The sequence below is a fragment of the Mesorhizobium sp. 131-2-1 genome (assembly GCF_016756535.1).
GTDB lineage: Bacteria > Pseudomonadota > Alphaproteobacteria > Rhizobiales > Rhizobiaceae > Mesorhizobium.
The window spans coordinates 2694731-2714767 of sequence record NZ_AP023247.1; the positions used below are offsets into that span (position 1 = coordinate 2694731).

General features: G+C 64.3%; 20 protein-coding genes. 10 read left to right on the forward strand and 10 right to left on the reverse strand.

Features of this window, described 5'->3' with window-relative positions:
- Positions 1 to 31 precede the first annotated feature (31 nt).
- Positions 32 to 490, reverse strand: a complete 459-nt coding sequence (locus JG743_RS12950; RefSeq protein ID WP_126093047.1) for an Lrp/AsnC family transcriptional regulator — start codon at positions 488 to 490, stop codon at positions 32 to 34.
- 122 nt (positions 491 to 612) lie between these two features.
- Between JG743_RS12950 and JG743_RS12955 the strand changes: the two genes are divergently transcribed.
- The gene (locus JG743_RS12955) at positions 613 to 1896 is read left to right on the forward strand and encodes a cystathionine gamma-synthase family protein (protein WP_202300694.1); all 1284 of its coding nucleotides are present in this window, start codon (positions 613 to 615) and stop codon (positions 1894 to 1896) included.
- Positions 1897 to 2054: 158 nt separating this feature from the next.
- The gene (locus JG743_RS12960) at positions 2055 to 2492 is read left to right on the forward strand and encodes a CHRD domain-containing protein (protein WP_202300696.1); all 438 of its coding nucleotides are present in this window, start codon (positions 2055 to 2057) and stop codon (positions 2490 to 2492) included.
- A gap of 110 nt (positions 2493 to 2602) precedes the next feature.
- On the opposite strand, the gene JG743_RS12965 is transcribed toward JG743_RS12960, so the two are convergent.
- From JG743_RS12965 to JG743_RS12975, 3 genes are all read right to left on the reverse strand, one after another.
- On the reverse strand, positions 2603 to 4252 hold the full coding sequence (locus JG743_RS12965) for a thiamine pyrophosphate-binding protein (RefSeq protein ID WP_202300698.1): 1650 nt from the start codon (positions 4250 to 4252) through the stop codon (positions 2603 to 2605).
- On the reverse strand, positions 4249 to 5424 hold the full coding sequence (locus JG743_RS12970; RefSeq protein ID WP_202300700.1) for a CaiB/BaiF CoA transferase family protein: 1176 nt from the start codon (positions 5422 to 5424) through the stop codon (positions 4249 to 4251). Before JG743_RS12970 ends, JG743_RS12965 begins: the two co-directional genes overlap by 4 nt.
- A gap of 82 nt (positions 5425 to 5506) precedes the next feature.
- On the reverse strand, positions 5507 to 6439 hold the full coding sequence (locus tag JG743_RS12975; RefSeq protein WP_202300702.1) for an alpha/beta fold hydrolase: 933 nt from the start codon (positions 6437 to 6439) through the stop codon (positions 5507 to 5509).
- Positions 6440 to 6627: 188 nt separating this feature from the next.
- On the opposite strand from JG743_RS12975, the gene JG743_RS12980 reads away from it, so the two are divergent.
- Positions 6628 to 7638 carry a ribonuclease T2 family protein gene (locus JG743_RS12980; protein ID WP_202300704.1) on the forward strand — a complete coding sequence of 337 codons (1011 nt, stop codon included), beginning with the start codon at positions 6628 to 6630 and terminating at the stop codon, positions 7636 to 7638.
- Positions 7639 to 7676: 38 nt separating this feature from the next.
- Here JG743_RS12980 and JG743_RS12985 read toward each other — a convergent pair whose 3' ends face one another.
- Positions 7677 to 8957 carry a GGDEF domain-containing protein gene (locus JG743_RS12985; RefSeq protein WP_202300706.1) on the reverse strand — a complete coding sequence of 427 codons (1281 nt, stop codon included), beginning with the start codon at positions 8955 to 8957 and terminating at the stop codon, positions 7677 to 7679.
- Positions 8958 to 9221: 264 nt separating this feature from the next.
- On the opposite strand from JG743_RS12985, the gene ettA reads away from it, so the two are divergent.
- The 4 genes from ettA (at position 9222) to JG743_RS13005 (ending at position 13249) form a co-directional block, all read left to right on the forward strand.
- Positions 9222 to 10871 carry an energy-dependent translational throttle protein EttA gene (gene ettA / locus JG743_RS12990; RefSeq protein WP_202300708.1) on the forward strand — a complete coding sequence of 550 codons (1650 nt, stop codon included), beginning with the start codon at positions 9222 to 9224 and terminating at the stop codon, positions 10869 to 10871.
- A gap of 37 nt (positions 10872 to 10908) precedes the next feature.
- Positions 10909 to 11679 carry a trans-aconitate 2-methyltransferase gene (gene tam, locus JG743_RS12995; RefSeq protein WP_202300710.1) on the forward strand — a complete coding sequence of 257 codons (771 nt, stop codon included), beginning with the start codon at positions 10909 to 10911 and terminating at the stop codon, positions 11677 to 11679.
- Between the two features lie 184 nt (positions 11680 to 11863).
- Positions 11864 to 12013: a hypothetical protein gene (locus tag JG743_RS13000; protein ID WP_244673131.1), complete on the forward strand. Its 150-nt coding sequence runs from the start codon at positions 11864 to 11866 to the stop codon at positions 12011 to 12013.
- A gap of 114 nt (positions 12014 to 12127) precedes the next feature.
- Positions 12128 to 13249: a beta-ketoacyl-ACP synthase III gene (locus JG743_RS13005; protein WP_202300712.1), complete on the forward strand. Its 1122-nt coding sequence runs from the start codon at positions 12128 to 12130 to the stop codon at positions 13247 to 13249.
- 150 nt (positions 13250 to 13399) lie between these two features.
- On the opposite strand, the gene JG743_RS13010 is transcribed toward JG743_RS13005, so the two are convergent.
- Positions 13400 to 13966: a methyltransferase family protein gene (locus JG743_RS13010; RefSeq protein ID WP_202300714.1), complete on the reverse strand. Its 567-nt coding sequence runs from the start codon at positions 13964 to 13966 to the stop codon at positions 13400 to 13402.
- Between the two features lie 193 nt (positions 13967 to 14159).
- On the opposite strand from JG743_RS13010, the gene JG743_RS13015 reads away from it, so the two are divergent.
- Entirely contained in the window at positions 14160 to 14774 is a 615-nt protein-coding gene (locus JG743_RS13015; RefSeq protein WP_244673132.1) for an MOSC domain-containing protein, read from the forward strand.
- A gap of 63 nt (positions 14775 to 14837) precedes the next feature.
- Here the strand turns inward: JG743_RS13015 and JG743_RS13020 are convergent, their stop codons facing one another.
- The 4 genes from JG743_RS13020 to tsaA form a co-directional block, all read right to left on the reverse strand.
- Positions 14838 to 15680, reverse strand: a complete 843-nt coding sequence (locus JG743_RS13020; protein WP_202300724.1) for an SDR family oxidoreductase — start codon at positions 15678 to 15680, stop codon at positions 14838 to 14840.
- Positions 15681 to 15813: 133 nt separating this feature from the next.
- Positions 15814 to 16776 (reverse strand): D-amino acid aminotransferase, encoded by a 963-nt coding sequence (locus JG743_RS13025; RefSeq protein ID WP_202300726.1) that lies wholly within the window; start codon positions 16774 to 16776, stop codon positions 15814 to 15816.
- A 132-nt stretch (positions 16777 to 16908) separates the two neighbouring features.
- A complete protein-coding gene (locus JG743_RS13030; protein ID WP_126053873.1) occupies positions 16909 to 17223 on the reverse strand; it encodes a DUF2293 domain-containing protein in 315 nt (104 codons plus the stop codon).
- The gene (gene tsaA, locus JG743_RS13035) at positions 17220 to 17744 is read right to left on the reverse strand and encodes a tRNA (N6-threonylcarbamoyladenosine(37)-N6)-methyltransferase TrmO (protein ID WP_244673133.1); all 525 of its coding nucleotides are present in this window, start codon (positions 17742 to 17744) and stop codon (positions 17220 to 17222) included. The genes JG743_RS13030 and tsaA overlap by 4 nt, the downstream gene beginning before the upstream one ends.
- Positions 17745 to 17871: 127 nt before the next feature.
- Between tsaA and JG743_RS13040 the strand changes: the two genes are divergently transcribed.
- Positions 17872 to 18879 carry an ArsR/SmtB family transcription factor gene (locus JG743_RS13040; RefSeq protein ID WP_202300737.1) on the forward strand — a complete coding sequence of 336 codons (1008 nt, stop codon included), beginning with the start codon at positions 17872 to 17874 and terminating at the stop codon, positions 18877 to 18879.
- Entirely contained in the window at positions 18879 to 19796 is a 918-nt protein-coding gene (metF, locus tag JG743_RS13045) for a methylenetetrahydrofolate reductase [NAD(P)H] (RefSeq protein WP_202300739.1), read from the forward strand. The genes JG743_RS13040 and metF overlap by 1 nt, the downstream gene beginning before the upstream one ends.
- Positions 19797 to 20037 lie beyond the last annotated feature (241 nt).

Genomic DNA, 20037 nt, shown 5'->3' on the forward strand with positions numbered 1-20037 from the left:
ACGACAACATCGTCATCTTGAGAACGGCGCCTCAGAGGCGCCGTTCCTTTATGGTGTTCATGACGAAGCTGGTCTCGATCGAGGCGACGCATTTCAGCCGCGCGATCTTTTCCTTGATGAAGCGCTCGTACTGTTCGAGGCTTCCTGCCACCACCTTCAGCACATAGTCGCGCGAACCGGTGACGAGGTGACATTCCAGCACTTCTTCCCAGCCGCGGATCGCTTCCTCGAACATGACGATCTCGTCCTCGTTCTGTCGGCTGAGCCGGATGGTGGCGATGGCGACCATGCCCCAGCCGAAGGCGGCCGGATCGACCAAAGCTGTGTAGCCTCTGATGACGCCGGCTTCCTCCAGCCGCCGCACGCGCCGCAGGCAGGGCGACGGCGACAGACCGATCCGCTCGGCAAGCTCGTTGTTGGTGATGCGGGCGTCGGCCTGCAATTCGCGCAGGATCTTGCGGTCGAAATCGTCGGCTATCTTCTGCTGCACTTTCGGTCTCTCCGGGCAATTTATTGCGAGAACGCAGCCATGAGAGCCCAAAAATAGCAAGGACTGCATGATGAGGATCGCATAAATTGCGGGCGACAGTCCTCGAAAAGCAGGAAAGAGCCATGACCGCGCCGCGCCCTTCGAAAACCCATATCGGCAACCACAAGCTCCATCCGGAGACGCTCATGCTGAGCTATGGCTTCGATCCGCAGCTTTCGGAGGGCGCGGTCAAGCCACCGGTGTTCCTCACCTCGACCTTCGTCTTCAAATCGGCGGAAGAGGGGCGCGACTTCTTCGACTACACCTCCGGCCGCAAGGAGCCTCCGAGCGGCACGGCTTCGGGTCTCGTCTATTCGCGCTTCAACCATCCCAACAGCGAGATCGTCGAGGACCGGCTGGCGGTCTATGAGGGGACGGACGCCTGCATCCTGTTCTCGTCCGGCATGTCGGCGATCGCCACGACACTGCTCGCCTATGCCCGCCCGGGCGACGTCATCCTGCATTCGCAGCCGCTCTATGGCGGCACCGAGACGCTTTTGACGCGCACGCTTGCCGGCTTCGGCATCGGCGCTGTCGGCTTCGCGGACGGCGTCGACGAGACGGCGGTTCGCGCGGCTGCCGACGCTGCCGTCAGCAAGGGCCGCGTCTCGGTCATCCTGATCGAGACGCCGTCAAATCCGACCAACAGCCTTGTCGACATCGCGCTGATGCGGAAGATTGCCGACGAGATCGGCGTCAAGCAAGGGACGAAGCCGATCATCGTCTGCGACAACACGCTGCTCGGCCCGGTGTTCCAGCGGCCTATCGAACATGGCGCCGATGTCTCCGTCTATTCGCTGACCAAATATGTCGGCGGCCATTCCGACCTGATCGCGGGCGCCGCCATGGGCAGCAAGGCGGTCACCAAGCCGATCAAGGCGTTGCGCGGCGCCATCGGCACGCAGCTCGACCCGCATTCCTGCTGGATGCTCGGCCGTTCGCTGGAGACGCTGTCGATCCGCATGGAGCGGGCGAACGACAATGCGCGCCTGGTCGCCGAATTCCTGCGCGATCATGCCAAGGTTGAGAAAGTGCACTATCTTCCGTTCCTGGGCGAGGATACGCCTTCTGGCCGCACCTATAGGGCGCAGTGCAGTGGCGCCGGCTCGACCTTCTCCTTCGACATTCGCGGTGGCCAGCAGGCGGCCTTCGCCTTTCTCAACGCCCTGCAGATCTTCAAGCTTGCGGTAAGCCTAGGCGGAACGGAATCGCTGGCCAGCCATCCGGCGGCGATGACCCATTCAGGTATTCCCTTCGATGTGCGCCAGCGCATCGGAGTGCTCGAGACCACGGTCAGGCTGTCCATCGGCGTCGAGCACCCGGACGACCTGATCGCCGACCTGACGCAGGCGCTGGCCGCCGTCTGATCCTCATGGAATCCAAAAGGGGCGGGCAACCGCCCCTTTTTGTCATGCGACCGGTAACATCTGCGTGTGCGGGGATACATCGCGTCGTTCAGCCGTTGCAGTGAAGCATCCGCGCGCCGGGGAGCCGTGAGGGATGCTGCAATCAACGGAGGTTCTTCATGCGCATCCAATCCTGGCCGGTGCTTTCGGCATTCGCTGTTTCGACAGCCCTGCTGTTCGCATCGCCGGCTATGGCCGATATTGTGAAGTACACGGCGACGCTCGATGGCAGCCAGCAGAGCCCGCCTGTCACCACCAAGGGCAAGGGAACGGCCACATTCACCTTCGACACCGCCAAGAAGAAACTTAGCTGGAACGTCAAATATTCCGGCCTTAGCGGGCCGGCGACGGCCGCTCATATCCACGGTCCGGCGGCAAAGGGTGAGAACGCGGATCCCGTAATCCCGTTCAAGAAGGTCAAAAGCCCGATCAAGGGGGCGGCGACGTTGACCGATGCGCAGGCGGCCGATCTGGAGGCCGGCAAGTATTATGTCAACGTCCACACCAAGGCGAATGCGGGTGGCGAGATCCGCGGGCAGATCGAGAAGGCGATGTAAGACGCAAAAAGGGGCGGTTCATCGCCCCTTTGTCGTGCAGCCGACGAAAGGGGCGGTTTGCCGCCCTTTCGCGTCTACCCGGCAGAAAGGCAGGAGGCTGCCTTTCTGCCCTAGCTCTTGTCGCGGATTTGCGTCAGCGTGCGGGTCGGCGTGATTGCTTCCGGATCGAGCCTGATCTCGACGATCGCCGGCTTGCCGCTGGCGCGTGCGCGTTCGAAGGCTGGCGCGAAGTCGGCGGTCTTCGCAACCGTCTCGCCGTGGCCGCCATAGGCACGGGCAAGGGCCGCGAAGTCAGGGTTCTTGAGGTCGGTGGCGACGACGCGGCTCGGATATTCCCGCTCCTGATGCATGCGGATCGTGCCGTAGATGCCGTTGTTGACGACGATGACGATGATCGGCAGGTCGTACTGGACGGCGGTGGCGAACTCCTGCCCGTTCATCAGGAAGCAGCCGTCGCCTGCAAAGGCGATGACCTCGCGGTCCGGGTGCAGCGCCTTGGCGGCGACCGCGGCCGGCGTACCGTAGCCCATCGAGCCGGAGGTCGGCGCTGCTTGCGTCGCGAAGCGGCGTGAGCGATGGAAGCGATGCACCCAGGTGGCGTAGTTGCCGGCGCCGTTGGTGAGGATGGCGTCGTCGGGCAGCACCTTTTCCAGATAGTTCATGATCGGCCCCATATGGACGGCGCCAGGACCGGTTTCCGGCGGCGTCGACCAGTCGAGATAGGCGGCATGCAGCCTGGCCGTCTCGTCCGCCCAGGCAGGTGCTTCAGCGGGCTTGCGCTTGGCGAAGGCCTCGACGAAGGCGGAAGGCGAGGCGTTGATCGCCAACGCCGGCCGGTAGACGCGGCCAAGCTCGCCGGCGTCGGCATGGACATGGACCAGCGTCTGGTCGGGGTAGGGGCTTTTCAGCAGCGTATAGTCGGAGGAGGGCATCTCCCCCATGCGTCCGCCGATGAGCAGCACCAGATCGGCCTGCTTGACGGCGGTGGCCAACTTCGGGTTGATGCCGATTCCGACATCGCCGGCATAGTTCGGATGCAGGTGATCGAACAGCATCTGGCGGCGGAAGGAGCAGCCGACCGGCAGCGACCATGCTTCGGCGATGCCTTGCATATGTGCCACGGCGTCAGCATCCCAGCGGGTGCCGCCGAGGATGACGAAGGGGCGCTTGGCCTTGGTCAGAAGCTTTTCCAGTGCGTCGAGTTCGGCCTCGCCGGGACGCGTCTCGACAGGGGTGTGGGGAAGTGCCGCCGGCGCCTCGACGACGCTGGTCAGCATGTCCTCGGGCAGCGAGATGACGACAGGGCCCGGGCGGCCGGAGGTCGCCACCGCGAAGGCGCGGGTGACGAATTCGGGGATGCGCGAGGCATCGTCGATCTCGACCACCCATTTGGCGATGTCGCCGAAGAACCGCTTGTAGTCGACCTCCTGGAAGGCCTCGCGTTCCTTGGCGTGACTGGCGACCTGGCCGATGAACAGGATCACCGGCACCGAATCCTGCATGGCGATATGGATGCCGGCCGAGGCGTTGGTGGCGCCTGGGCCGCGAGTGACGAAGCAGATGCCGGGCTTGCCGGTCAGGCGGCCCTGGCAATCGGCCATCATCGCGGCGCCGCCTTCCTGGCGGCAGACGAAGGTGCGGATGGGCGAGTCATGTAGCGCGTCGAGCACCGCCAGATAGGATTCACCCGGCACGCAGAAGATGCGGTCGGTGCCATTCGCTTCCAGCGCCTCGACGATCAGTTGTCCACCGGTCTTCATTTCGCGGATCTCTCCAGTTCGGCAAGGATTTCTTCAGTGTGCTCGCCAAGACGCGGCGAGGGGCGCTCATAGACGAGCGGCGTGCCGGACATCACCATCGGCGCGCGCACCGAGGGCAGGCGATTGCCGTGGCCGTCGTCGAGATCGAGCCGCATGCCGCGCGCGATCGTCTGCGGATCGTCGAACATCTGGCCGATCGTGTTGATCGGGCTCGCCGGCACGCTGGCCGCTTCGAGCTTCGCCAGCAGCGGATCGCGCTCGATGCCTTTCAGCGCTTCGATGATGCGCTCGCGCAGCCTGGCGCGGTTGGCGACGCGGGTGGGATTGGTGGCGAAATCCGGGTTCGACGGCAGATCTTCCAGGCCGACCGCCGCACAGAACTTGCCGAACTGGCCATCATTGCCGACCGCCAGGATGATGTGGCCGTCCTTCACCGGCAGCACCTCATAGGGCGCAATGTTCATGTGCGCGTTGCCCATCTGCACCGGCGATTTGCCGGAGACGAGATAGTTGAGGTTCTGGTTGCCGAGCGCCGAGATCTGGCTGTCGAAAAGCGCCATGTCGATGTGTTGGCCCTCGCCGGTCTTCTCGACGTGGCGAAGAGCGGCCTGGATGGCGATCACCGAATATAGGCCGGTGAACAGGTCTGAGATGGCGACACCTGCCTTTTGCGGCTCGCGGCCGGCCTCGCCAGTAATCGACATCATGCCGGCCATGGCCTGGATGATGAAATCGTAGCCTGCGCGCGGCGCATAGGGTCCGTCCTGACCAAATCCGGTGATCGAGCAATAGACGAGGCGTGGGTTGATCTTCTTCAGGCTCTCATAGTCGAGGCCATATTTCTTCAGCCCGCCGAGCTTGAAATTCTCGATCAGCACGTCGGCCGTGGCGACCAGGCGGCGCAGCGTATCGGCGCCCTCGGTCTTGGAGAAGTCGATGGCGATCGAGCGCTTGCCGCGGTTGCAGGAATGGTAGTAGGCGGCCGACAGGTTCTCGCCGTCATGGCTCATGACGAAGGGCGGGCCCCATTTGCGGGTGTCATCGCCGCCGTCCGGGCTCTCCACCTTGATGACGTCGGCGCCGAGATCGGCAAGCAACTGCCCCGCCCAGGGTCCGGCAAGGATGCGGGCGAGTTCGATAACGCGGATGCCTTTCAGCGGGGGTTCGGCCATGGTTCACCGTGATGGGTCGGAAGCGCAGCCTCTACCAATCCCGGCCGCCACTGTCACGGCCCTTGCACTGGGCCACGCCGGATCAGGATTTCACCACGCTGTCCGCCCATGCGGCGAAATCGGCCATGACGATGTCCCGGTTCACCTCGTTCAGGCTTTCGTGGCGGGTCTCCGGGTAAACTTTTGAAACCAGATTCGAAAAGCCCATTGCGCGCATGCGCCCGGCGAGGTGGTCGACGGCCTTGCCGTAGTCCGATGCCGGGTCCTTGTCGCCGCCGATCAGATTGATGGAAAGGGTGCGGCGCACGCCGGAAAAATTGCCGTCGCTGCCGCCGTAGAGCGCCATCGTGACGACATCCCGCCACATCGACACCGAGGCATCCCAGCCGCAGAACGGATCGGCGATGTACTTCGCCACCTCGGCCTCGTCGCGCGACAGCCAGTCGAACAAGGTCCTGTGGTTGGGCACCGCCTTGCCCCAGGCCTGGAAGGTCAGCTTCGGCAGCAGCCGCGACGGCACGTCGGAACCCAGCCGCATCCTCTCCCAGCCGAGGATCGCCAGCGCCAGCTGGCCAAGCAGGCCTTGCGAGAAATTGCCGTTCCAGATCGCGGCGGCCTGCACGCGGGCCGAATGACGCAGAAGGAAGTTCAGCGCCACCGACGCGCCCATGGAATGGCCGAAGACGACGACCGGCACGCCTGGCTGTTCGCTGGCGATAAGATCGTGGATGGCTGCGACATCGGCGATGACCTTGGCGCCGCCATCGACATCGGCGAATTTGCCGAGCGGCGCATCGGGCGCCCTGGTCTCGCCGTGGCCGCGGTGGTCATGCACGTAGACATGACAGCCGCGCTCGGCGAGGAAATCGGCGAAACGGGCGTAGCGCGCCGCGTGCTCGGCCAGTCCGTGATTGATCTGGATGACGGCGCGCGGGCTGCCGGTCGCCTGCTTCACATAGAGGTTGAGGTCCGCGCCGGTCGGCGACTTGACCACGCGCTGCTGGCTGAATGGCATTTTGCTTTGTCCCCCCAACGCCTTGTCGCGCTCACGAGAGTTTTGTTTGCGCTGGCGCCGGTTTTAGGTCAATCCGGCCCGGCTGATTTTGCGCTGTGGGTTTCTTGTCCTGCAGTGAGGACTATCGCAATTCTGACACGGAGACAGCGGCAGTGTGTGCCGCGATGTTTTTCAGCCGAGGGGCGGGTATGCGGACTGGTTTTGCTTTTTTGTTGGCCATCGCCGTCTCGGCGCTCGCCGGAACAGCGCGCGCCGATGTGAAGATGAGCGGCACCTTTGTCGCCGATGCCGCCTGCCCGGCGACGCAAGCGATCAAGAGCGGCAAGAACCCGGGCAATGTCTCGACCGCGGCCGGGCAGAGCTACCAGCTGCTGGCGGCCAACAAGGATGCGCCCACGCATTACCTCATCCTGGTGCCTGGCACCGATCCGGACCGCCGCTGGGTCAAGATCAGCTGCGGCCACGTCACTGGCGGCAGCGCCGCCCCCACACCGGCGCCCGCCGATCAGAACAAGCCGGCGCAGCCTGCTTCCGGCAAGCCGGAATATGTGTTCGCGCTGAGCTGGCAGCCGGCCTTCTGCGAAACCAAGTCCAGCAAGCCCGAATGCCAGGCGCAGTCGAAGGCCGGCTTCGACGCCACGCATTTCACCTTGCACGGGCTGTGGCCGCAGCCGAACGGCAATTTCTATTGCCGGGTATCGGCGGGCGACAAGGCCAATGACAATCCCGCCCATTGGCAGGACCTGCCGAAGGTCGATCTCGATGCGAACACCCGCGCCGAGCTCGACCAGGTGATGCCGGGCACGGCCTCCAAGCTGGAGCGGCATGAATGGATCAAGCACGGCACCTGCTACGGCAAGAGCCAGCAGGAGTATTTCTCGGAAGCGCTCGCTCTGATGCGGGCGGTGAACGCCTCGCCGGTGCGCGATCTCTTCACCAAGAACATTGGCAAGCAGCTGACGTCGGACCAGATCCGCAACGCCTTCGACAGCGCCTTTGGCGCCGGCGCCGGCGATCGGGTTCGCGTCTCCTGCCTGGTCGACCCGTCGAGCGGCAGGCGCATGATTGGCGAGCTGACGCTCGGCCTCTCCGGCCCGATCGGCCCAGACAGTACGTTGGGCAGCCTGATGCTGGCTGCCGCGCCGACCACCAAGGCGGGTTGCCCAAAGGGCACGGTCGACCCGATCGGCTTCCAGTAGGTTGGCGAGCGGTCTTTCGCCGCTCAGCCGACGGTGCCCTACGCCGACCTTGTCCAGCCTATGCGGCCTTCGGCCTCGTCGGCGCCAAGCTCGCCGATGACGCGGTCGCGGCCGGCTGATTTCGCCTGGTAGAGACGCTGGTCCGCCAGCGCGAAGATATCGGCAAGGCCATTGCTGGTCTCGCTGAGGGTGGAGATGCCGACGCTGACGGTAAGCTCGAACCTGCTGGTGCTGGCGGATGCCTTGACCGAATGCCTGATGCTTTCGCCAAGCAGCCTCGCGACAGCGTGCGGCTGCTGGCACAGGATGGCGAATTCCTCGCCGCCGATGCGGAACACCTGGTGTTCGACGCCGGCGGCTTCGGTGAGCACGGCGGCGATCGACTTCAGCACGTTGTCGCCTTCGGCATGGCCGAAGCGATCGTTGATCGATTTGAAATGGTCGACGTCGACGATCAGCAGGCTGAGCGGCCTCGACGTCCGCTGGCTGGCGGCGACTGCCGCCTGGCCGTCGGTTTCGAAGCTGCCGCGATGCAGGAGACCGGTCAGGCCGTCGCGTCCGACATGCTTGACCAGCGCTTCGTAGCGCTCGCGATAGGTCAGTGTGTCGAAAATGTCGGAAAGCCCGCGCGGCGCGGCGATCTGCCGGGCCTCGAACCAGCGCAGATAGGCAACCAGCATCAGGCTGTAGGCAAGGGCGGCGCTCATCTTGGCGTACCAGCCGCCGAAGAAGACGGCGATCGGCGCCCCGGCGACGAAATGCAGGGCGGTGAAGAAACCCGCCTGGTCGAAGCTCAGCACGCAGGCGACGGAGACGAGGATGCGGGCAAACAGGTGATCGCGAAGGTAGCGGCCGAGCTTTTCGTAGAGAAGGATGATCAATATGGCGTCGACGAAGAGCAGCGACGTGCCCCACACCATCAGCCAGCCCATCTGGTCGATGAAGCCGATATCGGGAGCCTTGCCGTCCGGAAGCGGCGAGATCGCGTGCAGGCGCAGGATCAGCACCAGACCGATCATCAGGGCATTGCCGAGCAGCAGGCCGTAGATCGGCTGCCGCACCGTCGCCGCGTCTTCCTTGATGTAGAGCAACAGCAGCATCACCAGCTTGCCCGAGAACAGCACCGCCGAGCCCGGCGACACCATGCCGAAGGGCAGGGCGACGTAGAAGACGCTGGCGAGATAGGTCTCGAGGAAGTGCATGACGCCGAGCGCGCAGACGAAGACGCCGAGGCCGATGCGCGCCCTGAAGCGGAACAGCGTGACCATGACGCCGAAATAGAGAACCGCTTCGGCAAGGAGCAGAAAACTGTTCAACAACGCCGTCGATCCGTCCTTTTCGCTGAAATCGCCATCAACCGGCGATTGCCATCCACCTCCGTTTTGCCGGGAAATGATTAATCGGTGCTTGCGCATCGACACTTGGCGCGCCGAAAAAGGACGACGACAACCGAATGCTTGCAGGCTGATGAGCGTTTGGTGATCGGGCCGCGGCACCGAAAGCGATTGCCGTTCGGCGCTGCATCGCCTACATAGCGCGCAACCTCCGTCCAGTTTGACACTTCAGTTCCAGGGAAAGCGCGCGTGGCACGCCAGTTCATCTATCACATGTCCGGCCTGTCGAAGGCCTATGGCACCAAGAAGGTGCTCGATAACGTTCATCTGTCGTTCTATCCGGATGCCAAGATCGGCATTCTGGGCCCCAACGGCTCGGGCAAGTCGACGATCCTGCGCATCATGGCCGGGCTCGACAAGGAGTTTCAGGGCGAGGCGTGGCTGGCCGAGGGTGCCACCGTCGGCTACCTGGCGCAGGAGCCGCAGCTCGACAACAGCAAGACCGTTCGCGAAAACGTCATGGACGGCGTCGGCAGGAAGACCGCCATCATCGAGCGCTACAACGAGCTGATGATGAACTATTCCGACGAGACGGCCGACGAGTCCGCCAAGCTTCAGGACGAGATGGACCGGCTCAACCTGTGGGACCTCGAGCAGCAGGTCGAGATGGCGATGGACGCGCTGCAGTGTCCGCCGGCCGATTCCGAGGTGACCAACCTGTCGGGCGGCGAGCGCCGCCGCGTGGCGCTCTGCCGGCTGCTTCTGGAACAGCCCGATCTGCTGCTGCTTGACGAACCGACCAACCATCTCGACGCCGAAACCACGCAATGGCTGGAAAAGCACCTGCGCGACTATCCGGGCTCGGTGCTGATCATCACCCACGACCGCTACTTCCTCGACAACGTCACCGGCTGGATCCTCGAACTCGATCGCGGCCGCGGCATCCCCTACGAGGGCAATTACACCAAATATCTCGACGCCAAGGCCAAGCGCCTGATCCAGGAAGGCCGCGAGGACGACTCCCGGCAGAAGGCGATTTGGCGCGAGCGCGAGTGGATCCAGTCCTCGCCGAAGGCGCGCCAGACCAAGTCCAAGGCGCGCATCAAGGCCTATGAGGAACTGGTCGAGCAGTCGCAGAACCGCAAGCCGACCGATACGCAGATCGTCATCCCGGCCAGTGAGCGCCTCGGCAACGTCGTCATCGAGGTCGAGGGCCTCAACAAGGGCTTCGCCGACGAGCTCCTGATCGAGGATCTGTCGTTCAAGCTGCCGCCCGGCGGCATCGTCGGTGTCATCGGCCCGAACGGCGCCGGCAAGACGACGCTGTTCAAGATGTTCACCGGCCAGGAAAAGCCGGATGCCGGCTCGGTCCGCATCGGCGAGACGGCGAGGCTCGGCTATGTCGACCAGAGCCGCGACGCGCTCGATCCGAACAAGACGGTGTGGGAAGAGATCTCCGGCGGCGCCGAAGTCATCAAGCTCGGCAAGCACGAGGTCAACAGCCGTGCCTATTGCTCGTCGTTCAACTTCCGTGGCGGCGACCAGCAGCAGAAGGTCGGCAACCTCTCCGGCGGCCAGCGCAACCGCGTCCATCTGGCCAAGATGCTGAAGGGTGGCGGCAATGTGCTGCTGCTCGACGAACCGACCAACGACCTCGACACCGAAACGCTGAGCGCGCTGGAAGACGCGCTGGAAGCCTATGCCGGCTGCGCGGTCATCATCAGCCACGACCGCATGTTCCTCGACCGCATGGCCACGCATATGCTCGCCTTCGAGGGTGATGCGCATGTCGAATGGTTCGAGGGCAACTTCGAGGAATACGAGAAGGACAAGCTTCGCCGCCTCGGCGCGGAAGCGGCGGCCCCGCACCGCATGACGCACAAGCGGCTGACGCGGTAGGAGCAGTCCAGGGGCGGCGAACAAGCGAGGTTCGGAAATGGCTGACTGGTCCGCCGCCCAATATCTGAAGTTCGAGGACGAGCGCACGCGGCCCGCGCGGGACCTGGCGGCACAAGTTCCCGTCGACTTCCCGCGCCGGGTCGTCGACATCGGGTGTGGGCCGGGCAATTCGACCGAGCTGCTGGTCCAACGCTGGCCGGATGCCGAAGTCAGCGGCTTCGACACCTCTCCGGACATGATCGAGAAGGCGAGGGCGCGGCTGCCGAATGTGACCTTCGGTCTCGCCGATGCCTCCGTCTGGCAGCCGGACAAGCCGGTCGACGTCATCTTCGCCAACGCGGTGTTCCAGTGGCTGCCGGAGCATCCGGCGATATTCCAGCGGCTGATGGGGTTCTTGAGCCCGCACGGCACGCTCGCCGTGCAGATGCCCGACAATCTCGGCGAGCCCTCGCACCGGGAAATGCGCGAGACGGCGGCCGAAATGCCGTTTGCCGAAAAGCTGAAAAGCGCCGCGCGCGAGCCGCTGCCGCAGGTGTCGTTCTACTACGATCTGCTGTCGCCCTACTGCGACCGGCTCGACATCTGGCACACGATCTACAACCACCCGCTTGCCGATGCCGAGGCGATCGTCGAATGGGTGAAGTCGACGGGGCTGAAGCCGTTTCTCGATCCGCTCGACGCGGACGAGCGCAAGCTGTTCCTCGACCGCTACACGGCAAGGATCGCGAAGGCCTATCCAAGGACCGCGAACGGCAAGGTGCTGCTGCGCTTTCCGAGGATTTTCATCGTCGCGCGCCGTCCTGTTTAGGAAGCGTCAGGCATGCCGTGCCGCACTCATCACGAGCGCTTGACCGTATTTCGCGACCGTGCGCAGTCTTCCAGCCTGGATCGGGGTCGGTTGCCGGGCTGGCGGGGCTGGATGATGGCGCTGAGCAAGGTGGTTCTGGGCGGCTGCATATGCGCGGTCGCGAGCGCCCGGCTATCCGACCTATGTGCTTGAAATCGACACTCCGGGCTTTGCCTACGGCTATGTCAATCTCGGCCGCCGCAACGTGTCGCTGCCGGGCCAGTTCGTACGCAGCCGCGATGACGGCGCCTGCTGGGACAACCCGCAGACCAACACCAAGCTCTGCGCCTGGTAATCCCACGCATTCGATTTAAGCTGGCATAAACCGGCCAAATGCGACAAGTGTTGCAACGGGCCGTATCCGCGCCCACATCAAGCCCTCAACGCCTGCGCATGGGACGGGTTGGAAATGCATCGCGTCATCATCAGCGGCATCGGCGCTGAAATCCCCGAACCCGTCATCACAAATCAAGAGCTGGTCGCCAGCTTCAATGCCTGGGTCGACACGGAAAATGCGCGGCGTGAGGTCACCGGCGAGGCGTTGCTGCAGAAGTCGGACAGCGACTTCATCGTCCATGCCTCGGGTGTCCAGACCCGCCATGTCGTCGAACGCGAAGGCATTTTGGACCCCATCCGCATGGCGCCGCGCATTCCGGCGCGTCCGGACGATGCAATTTCGATTGAGGCCGAGTTCGGCATCGCCTCCGCCAGGAAGGCGCTCGACCATGCCGGTCTGCAGCCGTCCGACATCGACCTCGTCATCTGCTCGGCCTCGCACCACCAGAGGCCCTATCCGGCGATCGCCATCGAGATGCAGCAGGCGCTGGGCACGAAGGGCGCCGGCTTCGACATGGGGCTCGGCTGTTCCTCGGCGGCGGCCGCGCTGCACATAGCCGCAAACCTCGTGCGGGCGGGTGCGCACAAGCGGGTGCTAGTCTCGACGCCGGAGATCATCACCGGCCATCTCAACTTCCGCGACCGGCAGACGCATTTCATCTTCGGCGATGCTTCGGTCGCCATGATCGTCGAGGGGCTCGACCAGGGCGAGAAGCGGCCAGGGCGCTTCGAGGTGCTGGACACGCGCACCTGGACGCAGATGTCGAACAACATCCGCACCAATCTCGGCTACCACACCCGCACCGCCCAGGACGATCCCTACAGGATCGATCTGGAGGGGAACCTGATCAAGCAGGTCGGCAACAAGGTGTTCAAGGAAGTCACCGTCGCCGGCCACAAATTCATCGTCGAGTTCCTGGCCGAGCATGGGCTGACGCCACAGGCGATAAGGCGCTTCTGGCTGCACCAGGCCAATGCGCGCATGAATGCGATGATCCTGAAGCTCGCCTTCGGCCATGAGGTCGATCACGACCGCGCGCCGATGGTGCTGGAACGGCTCGGCAACACCGCCGGTGCCGGCGCCATCGTCGCGCTGTCGGAAAACCACGCCGACATGAAGGCCGGGGATTTCGGCCTGATCTGCGCTTTCGGCGCCGGCTATTCGATCGGCGGCGCCCTACTCAAGATGCTCTGAGGGGAATGTCGATATTCAGGTGATGGCGGCCTGCAAACGGCGGCTTCCTGCGCTTCCGGCACTCACGTACCTAAAGTACGCTCCGCTTCGGTTCTCGGAACCCACCGTTTTCGGCTCGGCCTGACCTGAATCTCAACATACCCAGGTGCCTCAATTGGGCGCAAAGGGCACTAGCATCGGCACGCGCCTGGCATAATCCTCATAGGCCGTACCCAGCTCGCCGCGCAGAAAGCTCTCCTCCAGCCTGGCCTTCACGACGATGCCTACGATGAGGAAGGCGGCGCCAGCCACACCCCAGACCGTGCCCTTCGCCGCCATGGTGGCGAGTAGCGCCAGAAGCAGGCCGGTGTAGATCGGATGCCGGACCAGCCGATAGGGGCCGGTGTCGACCACGCGGTGACCAGCCTTGGTGGTGACCGTGCCCGACCACAGCCGGCCGAGATGCAGCCTGGCCCACCAGGAGAAGGCGAGGCCGATTGCTATCAGCGCGACGCAGATCCAGGCCTCCGTGAGGGTCGGCATCCAAAGCCGGAACCGGCCGACATAGCCGTGCGTCGGCACGAACAGCATGATCGCGCCGATCGTCCACAGGGCGCGATAACGAACTTCCTCCCGGAAGCCGGCGCGCTTTGCCGCTGGGTCGGCCCAAAATGCCGCCGCGAGCCATGATACGACCCAAATCAGCCACAGCGCGGCGATTGCAGGAGCGGGATGCATGATGCCTCCTCCGAGAGCATGACTATCGGATCGTGCCCGCGCGGCGGCAATGCGGCGCAAGACGAAATCAGGGTAAGAAGATCGTGATCCGGCGATACGCCATCAAGGCGCTTGATTGGATCATCAGTGCTTTCGACTGGACCCTGTCCGGCGACTTCGGCTAAGCCAAGGCATGCAAGAGATGGCGAGCACAATGGATCTTTTCCCCGGGGCGGAGACCCCTGCCGAGATCGTCCCCGCGCGCAAACTCGCGGCGAAGGTTACGGCACTTTATGTCGCGCCGTTCGACCATTTCGAGACGCGAGCGGTTGACGAGCTGCGGCTCGGCTTCGACGGCATAGACGGCGACTTCCACGCCGGCGCCACGCGCCGTTCCGGCGGTCGTGAACCCTGGTATCCGCGCGGCACCGAGATGCGCAACGAGCGGCAGTTGTCGATCGTGGCGGCGGACGAGCTGGCCATCGTCGCGGAGCGGATGGGGCTGGCCGAAATCAAGCCGGAATGGATCGGCGCCAATCTCCTGATCGAAGGGCTGCCGCACCTCTCCATGCTGCCGTCCGGCACGCTGCTGTTCTTCAAGGGCGGCGTCACCATCAAGATCGACGCGCAGAACGGACCGTGCCGCATCGCCGGACGCTCGATCGCCGAGAATGCCGGCATGGCCGACCACGAAGCCGGCGCGCTGCTGTTCCCGAAAGCGGCGAAACGCCTGCGCGGCCTCGTCGCCTGGGTCGAGAAGCCGGGCACGATCAGGGCCGGCGACGAGATCTCGGTTCGGGTGCCAGAGCAGTGGATTTATCGAGCCTAGCTCGGCAATAGAGCGAAGGCAGGGCTGCGCCGCGAGGCGACGCAGCCTGCATTCAAAGGCGCGTTAGGCCGCCTTGCGGTTCTTGTTTGCGCCTTGCGCCAAGACCGAGACGTGATCCCACTTTTCCCAAGTGGCGATGCGGTTGGCGTATTCCTGCTTGATCATCGGCAGGCCGCCATCACCGAAGAAGACCCGAAGCGGCGGCTCGGCCGCATCGACGATGGCGAGCATCGCAGGCCCGGTGGCCTCGGGATCGCCGGCGACGGCGCGGCTGCGGCGTTCAGCCATGGCCGCGCGGGCGGGCGCGTAAGCCTCCATCGCTTTCGACACCTTGGCTGACGGTCCCGCCCAGTCGGTTGAGAAACCGCCCGGCTCGACCAGCGTGACATGGATGCCGAACTGCGCGACCTCCAGGCTGAGCGTCTGGCTGAAGGCCTCCAGCGCCCATTTCGAGGCATGATAGAGGCCGAGCGAGGCAAAGGCGTTGACGCCGCCGATCGACGAGATCTGGATGATATGGCCGGAACGCTGCGCGCGCATGATCGGCAAGGCGGCCTGGGTCACCCAAAGCGCGCCGAACACATTGGTCTCGATCTGGTCGCGAGCTTCCTGTTCGCTGACTTCTTCGATGGCGCCGAAATGGCCATAGCCGGCATTGTTGATGACGACGTCCAAGCGGCCGAAACGTTTGTGCGCCTCGGCGACCGCGGCGTCGACGGCCTGCTTGTCTGTGACGTCGAGTTGGATGGCGGCGACGTTGTCGCCATATCTAGCGACGAGATCGGCGAGGGTGCCGGCATCGCGGGCAGTCGCGGCGACACGGTCGCCTCGGGCGAGTGCCGCCTCGGCCCAGACGCGGCCAAAACCCTTCGACGATCCGGTGATGAACCAAACCTTGTTTGCCATGATCTAAGATCCTTGCCCGTACGGGCCGTGATTTTGGGATAAACGGAGGCTTCTCCGTTTTTGCCATATACGGCGCCTTCGGCGATTTTCCAGAGGCGAGTCAGAATCTTTTTGGAGCGAGGCGTCCAATCGATCAGGGATAGCGCACTGCGCTCGACCAGGCCGGGTCCTGGTGCTTCTGCCAGTAGAGCGCCATCAGGCGGTCGGTGATCGGCCCGACCTTGCCGTCGGCGACCGGAGCGCCGTCGATCGTCGTCACCGGCATGATGCCGCCCGCGGTCGAGGTGATGAAGACCTCGTCGGCGGCCTTCAGGGCGGCCACGCCGACATCGGCCTGGACTGCGGAAAGCCCGGCTTCCGCGCAGAGGTCGAAGACGGTGCGCCGGGTTACGCCGGGCAGGACGCCGACGGCCGGCGTCGACAACCTGCCGTCCTTGACGCAAAACACGTTGAAGCCTGGGCCTTCGGCGACATTGCCGTTGAAGTCGAGGATCAGCGCGGTCTCGGCGCCGCGGTCATAGGCATCGTAGAGACCGCGAACGAGGTCGAGCCAGTGGTAGTTCTTGATCGACGGGTCGATCGAGGCGGGCGGGATGCGCACTTTGTCGCTGATCGCGACATGCAGGCCGCGGCGCAACTGCTCAGCATTGGCGACCGAGCCGAACGGCACCGCGAAAGCCATGAAACGGTTCACTGCCTGGCGTGGATCGCGGCTGAAGGTCGATGAAGTGCCACGCGTGCACAGCATCTCGACATAGGCCGCGCGATGGCCGGACAGCGCCACGCAATCGTGCAGGATCTCGGCCACAGCTTGCCGGTCGAACGGGATTGTCATGCGCAGCTTCTCCAGCCCGCCGAAGAAGCGGTCGAGATGCAGGTCCAGCCGGAAGAAACTGCCGTCCCAGACATGGACGGTGTCGTAGGTGGCGTCGGAATGCAGGAAACCCCAGTCCAGCACCGAGATCTTGGCCTGCGACATCGGCAGATACTGGCCGTCGAGGAAGGCGACGCCATCCGGATAGGCGTGCGGATCGATGTGGCGGTCCGAGAGAGCGGGGAGCGCTCCGGTGGCCCTCCAGGCAGTGGTCTGGCTCATGGCATTCGTCCTTGCTCGATATGGCGGGAGCAGGCTAGCGCGTTGCCTCAAATGAAATAGAGCCAGCCCACGGTGCTGTTTGGCCTCGCCAGAGGCGCGGGCGGCGCGGACAGCGTGCCACCCGGCATCGCCTCATTCCTCCTCGTCGTCGGATTCCAGCAGGCGTGTGGCGCGCCAGCGGGTCAGCACGATGTTGGTCTGCTCGATGACGAAGAAGCGCGCGGAGTCGCGGTCATAGCCCTCGGCCAGCAGCTTCTCGTAGTCGGTATGGACGTGGCGGATATGGGCGATCGTCGCCAGCCAGACCGAGATCGACGCCGGCAGATTGTGCAGACGTGCCGAGCCGGCGTCGGCGCGGATCTTTTCTATGTCGGCGTACGGCGCCAGCGGCAAGAGCGTGGTCAGCGCCTTGGCGATGGCGCGGCGGCGGTTGGTCGGTGCCTTCATCGCTCGTCGCGTCCAGCAATGACGGCCTCGGCAAACGCATCGGTCGAGGCGAAATAAGGTTTGACGTCGATGACCGGCGTGCCGTCGAGCACGTCGATGGCGTCGAGTTCGAGGCGTCCGGCCTCGATGTCGAGGGCGACGAGCCTCGCCACATGCAGCCCGACCGGATTCGGCCGGGCAGGGGAACGCAGCGAAAAAACGCCCTTCGGCTCAACGGCATGGCGGGGTTTCTGCACAATCAGATTCCGCGGCGCCCGATCAAGCCAGGACAGGATGACGACATGGCTGGCGCGGTCGAGGCCTGCCAGGCCCTCGCGATAAAGCGGGTCGATCGTCAGCACCGCCGCCTGTCCCGTCTCGCGGGCGGCCCGCATGTTCTTCGGGCAGGTCTCGCGGCTCGTCCATGGCGAGGCGATGCGGCCGATGAAGACGACATGGCCATCCGCCGGCATGGCGGCCGGATCAGATTCCAAAAGTCTTTCGCCCTCGCGCGCCTCGAACATGGTTCTCGCCTCGTTCATCCGAAAACCGGTTTCCGCCTGTGGATCATGCATGCGTCATTTTCTTGTCCGGAAGCGACATTGGTCTTGCATGGTCGCCAAAATCGACATAAACATATGTTTATATCTTTTTCAAAGAGAAACACTCATGCATGTTTCGCTCGACACGATGGTGGACACCCTCAAGGCGGCGGCCGAATCCAGCCGGCTGCGCATCCTGGCGCTGCTGTCGCGCGGGGACCTTACCGTTTCCGATCTTACCGAAATTCTCGGCCAGTCGCAGCCGCGCGTTTCGCGCCACCTGAAGCTGCTGCTGGAGGCGGGACTGATCGGGCGCTACCAGGAGGGGTCGTGGGCCTTCTTCCGCCTGTCGGATACCGATGCCGCGCGCGATTTCGTGCTGCGGCTGGTTTCCGGCATCCGCGGCGCCGACCCTCAGGTCGAGCGCGACCTCGAGCGGTTGGCCGCGGTCAAGCGCAAGCGGCAGGACCGCGCCGCCGAATATTTCTCCGAGAATGCCGCGAGCTGGGATCACATCCGCTCGCTGCATGTGCCGGACCGCGCCGTCGAGGCAGCGCTGCTCAAGCTCGTCGGCAAGCGGCCATTCCAGTCGATGCTCGACCTCGGCACCGGCACCGGGAGGCTGCTCGAGATCTTTTCGCCGCTCTACCGGCGCGGCGTCGGCATCGACATGTCGCGTGAGATGCTGACGGTAGCGCGCGCCAATCTCGACAAGGCGGGCATCGCCAATGCGCAGGTGCGGCAGGGCGACATCTTCGCGCCGCCGGTCGAGCGCGACGCCTTCGATCTGGTCACCATCCACCAGGTGCTGCACTATCTCGATGACCCCGCCCGCGCCATCCGCGAGGCGGCCAGGCTGCTGAGGCCGGCGGGCCGGCTGGTGATCGTCGATTTCGCGCCGCATACGCTGGAGTTCCTGCGCGACCAGCATGCGCATATGCGGCTCGGCTTTTCCGACCGGCAGATCGCCGAGTGGTTCGCCGAGGCGGGTCTCGCGCTCGAGGAGAGCCAGGAATTCGAGCCGCGCGGCCAGGCCGAGGCCAGGCTCACCGTCAAGCTGTGGCTCGGCCGCGACCGCCGCATGCTGATCGCCGATCCTTCCAATGACAGCCAGCAGCTGAGGGAAACCGCCTGATGAACCAGTTCCGTTTTTCCCGTCGGCCCGACATTGGCGACAAGGTCCGGGTTTCGTTCGAGTTCTTCCCGCCGAAGACGGACGAGATGGAAGCAAGGCTGTGGGACACCGTCACCCGGCTGGAGCCGCTCAAGCCGAAATTCGTGTCGGTGACCTATGGCGCCGGCGGCTCGACGCGCGAGCGCACCGCCCGCACGGTCAAGCGCATCCTCAACGAGACGACGCTGACGCCGGCCGCGCACATGACCTGCGTCGACGCCGCCCGCGATCAGGTCGACGCCGTGGTGCGCGAATTCGCCGACATGGGCGTCACCCGCTTCGTTGCGCTGCGCGGCGATCCGGCCGCAGGCGTCGGCACCGCCTACAAGCCGCATCCCGAAGGCTATGCCAATGGCGCCGAGCTGGTCGGCGCGATGAAGAGCGCCGGCGATTTCGACATCTCTGTCTCTGCCTACCCGGAAAAGCATCCGGAAAGCCCCGACTTCGCCACCGACTTCGACATGCTGAAGCGCAAGGCCGACAATGGCGCGACGCGGGCGATCACCCAGTTCTTCTTCGACAACGATCTCTACGAGCGCTATGTCGAGCGGGCGCGGCGGGCCGGCATCTACATTCCGATCGTGCCGGGCATCCTGCCGGTGCACAATTTCACCCAGGTCGCCAATTTCTCGGCGCGCTGCGGCGCGCTGGTGCCGGCCTGGCTGGCCGAGCGTTTCGAGGGATTGCAAAACGACCCGCAGACGCATGCGCTGGTGGCCTCCGCCGTGGCCGCCGAGCAGGTGCTCGACCTCGTCGAACGTGGCGTGAGCGACTTCCATTTCTATACGATGAACCGCGCCGACCTGGTCTTTGCCATCTGCCATATGATCGGCATCCGCTCGCATGAAGCGGAAGCGGCGGGCTCGGCGGCGGCCTGATTTCTTCGCATCGACGTGAAATGCAAAAGGCCGGGTGAAAACCCGGCCTTTCGAAATTGGTTTGACTGTCAGCTGGTGCTTTCTTCCGCTCTGGCGGTTACGGAAGAACGCCTATGATAAGGGCGCCGATGAATGCGAACGCTGCACAAATCATCAATGCGTTGATTGGCCTCGTCAGTCCCATGTCATAGCCTCCTCTTAAGAGCTATGGCAGGAGTCTAGGGTCATTTGTGCCACAGGC

What these genes read in the sequence shown, in the direction of transcription:
- JG743_RS12965 (WP_202300698.1), bottom strand. Translation starts at nt 4,252, where the DNA reads ATGAAGACCGGTGGACAACTGATCGTCGAGGCGCTGGAAGCGAATGGC.
- JG743_RS13015 (WP_244673132.1), top strand. Translation starts at nt 14,160, where the DNA reads ATGGATCTTTTCCCCGGGGCGGAGACCCCTGCCGAGATCGTCCCCGCG.
- tsaA (WP_244673133.1), bottom strand. Translation starts at nt 17,744, where the DNA reads ATGAACGAGGCGAGAACCATGTTCGAGGCGCGCGAGGGCGAAAGACTT.
- JG743_RS12980 (WP_202300704.1), top strand. Translation starts at nt 6,628, where the DNA reads ATGCGGACTGGTTTTGCTTTTTTGTTGGCCATCGCCGTCTCGGCGCTC.
- metF (WP_202300739.1), top strand. Translation starts at nt 18,879, where the DNA reads ATGAACCAGTTCCGTTTTTCCCGTCGGCCCGACATTGGCGACAAGGTC.
- JG743_RS12955 (WP_202300694.1), top strand. Translation starts at nt 613, where the DNA reads ATGACCGCGCCGCGCCCTTCGAAAACCCATATCGGCAACCACAAGCTC.
- JG743_RS12975 (WP_202300702.1), bottom strand. Translation starts at nt 6,439, where the DNA reads ATGCCATTCAGCCAGCAGCGCGTGGTCAAGTCGCCGACCGGCGCGGAC.
- JG743_RS13010 (WP_202300714.1), bottom strand. Translation starts at nt 13,966, where the DNA reads ATGCATCCCGCTCCTGCAATCGCCGCGCTGTGGCTGATTTGGGTCGTA.
- JG743_RS12970 (WP_202300700.1), bottom strand. Translation starts at nt 5,424, where the DNA reads ATGGCCGAACCCCCGCTGAAAGGCATCCGCGTTATCGAACTCGCCCGC.
- JG743_RS13040 (WP_202300737.1), top strand. Translation starts at nt 17,872, where the DNA reads ATGCATGTTTCGCTCGACACGATGGTGGACACCCTCAAGGCGGCGGCC.
- tam (WP_202300710.1), top strand. Translation starts at nt 10,909, where the DNA reads ATGGCTGACTGGTCCGCCGCCCAATATCTGAAGTTCGAGGACGAGCGC.
- JG743_RS13020 (WP_202300724.1), bottom strand. Translation starts at nt 15,680, where the DNA reads ATGGCAAACAAGGTTTGGTTCATCACCGGATCGTCGAAGGGTTTTGGC.
- JG743_RS13005 (WP_202300712.1), top strand. Translation starts at nt 12,128, where the DNA reads ATGCATCGCGTCATCATCAGCGGCATCGGCGCTGAAATCCCCGAACCC.
- JG743_RS12960 (WP_202300696.1), top strand. Translation starts at nt 2,055, where the DNA reads ATGCGCATCCAATCCTGGCCGGTGCTTTCGGCATTCGCTGTTTCGACA.
- JG743_RS13025 (WP_202300726.1), bottom strand. Translation starts at nt 16,776, where the DNA reads ATGAGCCAGACCACTGCCTGGAGGGCCACCGGAGCGCTCCCCGCTCTC.
- JG743_RS13030 (WP_126053873.1), bottom strand. Translation starts at nt 17,223, where the DNA reads ATGAAGGCACCGACCAACCGCCGCCGCGCCATCGCCAAGGCGCTGACC.